Source organism: Sulfurihydrogenibium yellowstonense SS-5 (genome assembly GCF_000173615.1).
GTDB classification, from domain to species: domain Bacteria; phylum Aquificota; class Aquificia; order Aquificales; family Hydrogenothermaceae; genus Sulfurihydrogenibium; species Sulfurihydrogenibium yellowstonense.
Genome location: NZ_ABZS01000138.1, coordinates 1 through 4,713, shown reverse-complemented (window position 1 = coordinate 4,713; position 4,713 = coordinate 1). Strand labels below are relative to the sequence as shown.

General features: G+C 33.7%; 4 protein-coding genes. All 4 read right to left on the bottom strand.

Annotated features, from left to right (window positions below):
- Window positions 1–1,395, bottom strand: a 1,395-nt coding sequence (purH, locus tag SULYE_RS06140; protein WP_007547600.1) for a bifunctional phosphoribosylaminoimidazolecarboxamide formyltransferase/IMP cyclohydrolase, incomplete at its 3' end; no start/stop codon positions are given.
- Window positions 1,392–2,633, bottom strand: a complete 1,242-nt coding sequence (locus tag SULYE_RS06135) for a glycosyltransferase family protein (RefSeq protein WP_007547599.1) — start codon at window positions 2,631–2,633, stop codon at window positions 1,392–1,394. The genes purH and SULYE_RS06135, both read right to left, overlap by 4 nt.
- A 357-nt stretch (window positions 2,634–2,990) precedes the next feature.
- A complete protein-coding gene (thrB, locus tag SULYE_RS06130) occupies window positions 2,991–3,902 on the bottom strand; it encodes a homoserine kinase (protein WP_007547597.1) in 912 nt (303 codons plus the stop codon).
- On the bottom strand, window positions 3,895–4,713 hold an 819-nt coding region (locus tag SULYE_RS06125; RefSeq protein ID WP_007547595.1), incomplete at its 5' end, for an NAD-dependent epimerase/dehydratase family protein. The genes SULYE_RS06125 and thrB, both read right to left, overlap by 8 nt.

Sequence of the window (4,713 nt, the reverse complement as noted above, 5' to 3'; positions counted from 1 at the left end):
TCTCTGATGGGAAAATGCTTCTGATGCAAGAACGCTTCCTTCTAATGGTAGATTAAATTCTTTTGCTTTTTTGATTGCAGTTTCTAAACTATCTACTCTTGAAGTTTGTCCTACTCCAATGCCAACAGTTCTTTTGTCTTTTGCTATCACAACCGCATTAGATTTTACATGTTTAACAACTTTCAAAGCAAATATTAAATCTTCTAACTCTTTTTCTGTTGGCTGTCTTTCTGTAACTACTTTTAACTCTGTATAGAGACCTAAATTTCTGTCTTGGAGTAGATAACCACCCGAGATTCTTTTTATATCCTTTCCTTCTAATTTTTTATCAAAGTTTTTAACTTTTACAACTCTTAAATTCTTCTTAGTTTTTAATACTTCCAACGCTGAATCTGAAAATGAAGGTGCAACTACAACCTCTAAAAATAATTTTGTAAGCTCCTTTGCTGTATCTTCATCAACCTCTTTATTAAATGCTACAATTCCGCCGAATGCTGATTTTGGGTCTGTTTCAAGGGCAAGGGTGTAAGCTTGTTTTACATTTTCTGCAACTGCAACACCGCAAGGGTTGTTATGCTTCACTATAACGCAGGCTGGCTCTTCAAACTCTTTAACCAAAAGTACAGCAGAATCAACGTCGTAGTAGTTGTTAAAAGACATTTCTTTACCTTGTAAAATTTCGCTATCTGCAACAGAAATACCATTTTCAAGTGGGTTTATGTAAAGAGATGCTTTTTGATGTGGATTTTCTCCATACCTAAGTCCGGATTTTAACCTCATAGGAATGGTTAAATTTTCTGGAAAATCTTCGTTTATTTCAAATTTTTCATTTAAAACTTGCGAAATTATACTGTCATAAAAGGCTGTGTGTCTAAATGCTTTTAATGAAAGTTTTTTCTTTGTATGTATGGTTATTTCTCCGTATTCTTTAAGCTCGTTGATTATATCGCTATAATCTTTTGGGTCTGTTATTATGGCAACGTATTTATAATTTTTAGCAGATGCTCTAACTAATGCAGGACCGCCAATGTCTATATTCTCTATAATCTCATCTAAATCAGCACCTTTCTTAACCGTGTTTTCAAACGGATATAAATTTATAGCTACAATATCTATTGGTTTAATATCATTTTCTTGAAGCTGCTTTCTGTGCTCTTGGTTATCTCTTATGGCTAAAATTCCGCCATGTATTTTTGGGTGTAGTGTTTTTACTCTACCATCAAGTATTTCTGGAAATCCTGTTAATTGTGAAACTTCTATAACATCTATGCCATTTTCTTTTAAATATTTTGCAGTTCCTGAAGAGGATATAATCTCATATCCAAGATTTTTAAGCTCTTTTGCAAATTCTAATACACCTGTTTTATCAGAAACAGATATTAAAGCTCTTTTCAACTATTTTCCTCCGGTTTTTTTTCTTCTTGAATAGATTGTCTGATTATGTCTTCCATGATGTTGGCTAAGATTTCGCCTCTTGAGTAGATTGTATGCTCTTTTAATGCTTTTTCTCTTCCTGCCTTTCCTATCTCTTCTCTTTCATCCGGAGCTTCTTCAAGATAGTAAGCGATTTTTCCTTCTATTTCTATAAAATCTATTGGATGGTATGTAATTATCTCTTTTTCTGGTTCAAAGAAAGATTTTGAAGCAAGTCTCTCTTCAACAAATGTTAAAGTTCCTGTTGCGACACTGTCAAACACTGTAAACCCAAGACTTGATGGGATGAATGGTGGTTGACTTAGTAATGATATTTTTGATTTAGAGATAAAATCTATCACATCTTTTTGAGTATAAATTTCTTCAAAAACTACTACATTATCTTTAACTTCTCCGCTTACCGGACCAAGAATGTTAACTTCATAATTTTCTATTGAATCGATTATATTCCATCTTCTTAGATGCATAGCATACAGACCGATTTCTATAAGAAGATTTGAGAAATCTTCTTCGTTTTCTTGCTGGAATTGTATTAATGCAGATTGAAATTCTGGGCTTAATTGAGATAATAAATATCCCGATGCAAATCTGATTGGCATATCTGGGTTTCTGTAAATAAGCCTTCCAAGTTCAACAGCAAAGCCAAATAAATTTGGGTCTAATCTTTGCTGCCAATCATTTTCTATAAGGATTGGGTCTGTCAGTGGTCCAACAAATGCCACTTCAAACTCTTTTTCTTTTGGTGGTGGAATTTTAGCCGGATTAGTGCCTGCTGGTATTAATGCAACATTTTTTCCAAGAGTCCTAAGCCATTGGAGATGTTCTATGTCAATGGTTGCATAAAGTATTTGATTTGACTGAATAACTGGTTTTAATTTTGTAAAATGGATCAGTGGGTCATCTATAAACCATGTGATATGAATGTTTCCAAGTAGATCACAGAATGGCTGTTTTTGTCCTTCATTTTCTGCATAAATCATACCGTCTAAATTTATATCAAATGTAAATAGCGGCTTAAATTCAACGATTTGATTGATAACTTCTTGCAGATTGTCTGGGTTGATTTCTACAATTTTCGTTTCAAAATTTCTTGCAGAAACAGACTTATTTAATCCATCTATGATATTCTCAACCATATTTTTTGGGTCTGGAGTTTTTAAAAATACTACTCTTGGTTTGGTGATTTTGTTTTCTTCCATGTGATGCTCCTTTTTAAAGTTTTTTCTTACATTCTTTATAAGTCGGGTTGAGAAATCAATAAAAGTATGAGATTCTTCGCCGGCTTCAGAATGACAAATTAGGTTATCCTTTCTCTGATACTTATCACTCAACCTTTCTCTGTCATCCTGAGGCCGTAAGGCCGAAGGATCTCCTTCTTAAATTTTATAAAAACCGCTAATTTCTCACCCAAGGTATTTTTTTTCTTACATTCTTTATGTCATCCTGAGGAATATCTCTCTAGTCTTCAGAAATGACAATTTAATTATCGCAATTTTTTAATTCCTCACCTATTCACTTTTTAATTTCTCACAATACAGGTAATTTGCAGATTGTCTCTACTTCTCAACTATCTCAACCTTCGCACCTTCTGTGTCTACATCAAGAACAAGATATTTTGCATTTATGCCTGCTTCTGAAAAGGCTGATACCATTGCCTGACCGATTTTGTCAAAATCGTCCAAGGCAAGGGCTAACATTGTGCTACCTGCACCGCTTAAGGAGGCACCAACTGCTCCCGAGTCGTAAGCATACTGTATAACTTTATCAAAGTTTGGAATTAGGCTTTTTCTGTATGGTTGATGTAATCTATCTTCCATTGCTACCTTTAATAAATCAAATCTTTTTTCTTGCAATGCTCTTATAAATAATGATGCTCTTTGAATATTAAACACTGCATCTTTTAATGGTATTTCTTTTGGTAGTACTGACCTTGCAAGCTCTGTCGAAAGCTCAAAATCGGGAATTACAACAACTGCTTTTAACTCTTGTGGAAAATCTATTTTACTGTAATATGTTTTATCTTCTGTTTTTAATGCTGTAATAAAGCCACCTTTCCAAGCTGGTAAAAGGTTGTCTGGATGTGGTTCAAATAGATATGCTACTTTAAAAAATTCTTCATCTGTCAGCGGTTTTTTATGGACTGCAAAACCTGTTAAGATCCCTGCAACTATTGCTGTTGCACTACTACCAAGCCCTCTTGCTACTGGTATATTGACAGTCTGCTTTAACTTTGCACCGTGAAATTTCTTTCCTTCTGCTTCGCATAAATACTTTACTACTTTTATAAAAAGGTTATTTTCCGGATTTTTTAAAAATTTATTTTCTGGATAAGATTCTATAAATACACCATCTGCTTCTTCTACTTCAAACTCATTGTAAAGTGTTAAAGCAAGACCGAATGTATCAAAGCCTGCTCCTAAGTTTGCCGTCGTAGCCGGAACTTTTACTTTGACAATTTTCTTAGTCATTTATTCTTCCTTCTAAAATATCAACGTACTCTTTGATGCCTCTTTGTATGCTATATCTTGGCACAAATCCAAGCTCTTCTTTAATCTTAGTCATATCTGCTTGAGTGTACTCTTGATAAAAATCGTAAGGACAGTCAAAATATTCTGGCTCTAAATTTGTTCCAAGTGCTTGATTTAAATATTTAATCACATCATTAAAAGATGTTGCCTCTCCACTTCCGACGTTATAAACAGTAGATTTTGGAGCTTTTGCTGCTAAAATAGTAGCATCTATTGCGTCTTTAACATATACAAAGTCTCTTTTTTGTTCGCCCCATTTGAAAATTCTTGGCCTATTTCCTTGTTTCATCTGTAAATAAAGCTGATAAATCATGCTTGCAAACTTTCCTTTGTGGGCTTCTCTTGGACCATAAACGTTAAAGTATCTAACGCCTACGATTTTTAGTCCTGTTTTATCGCTAAACTCTTGTGCAAGGTTATCCATGATGTATTTAGAAAAAGCGTACACATTTTCAGGAGATTTTTCTCTATCTTCCTTTAATGGTACATGCTCCTTTACATTTCCATACACAGAAGCAGATGATGCATACACTACAATGCTTTCATTATCGTAAGCAAACTCTAATATATTCTTAAAACCGTCAACGTTTCTTCTCATCATATACTCTTGGTCAGTTACTGTTGTATCTGTGATAGATGCAAGATGAAAAATTATATCCGGCTTAAAATCTTCTACCTTAAAAAAAAGCTCATCTGTTGATACATCACAGGAATAAACTATCCCTTTAAAACCTTTTAAATTTTTAAAATT

What these genes read in the sequence shown, in the direction of transcription:
- SULYE_RS06135 (WP_007547599.1), bottom strand. Translation starts at nt 2,633, where the DNA reads ATGGAAGAAAACAAAATCACCAAACCAAGAGTAGTATTTTTAAAAACT.
- thrB (WP_007547597.1), bottom strand. Translation starts at nt 3,902, where the DNA reads ATGACTAAGAAAATTGTCAAAGTAAAAGTTCCGGCTACGACGGCAAAC.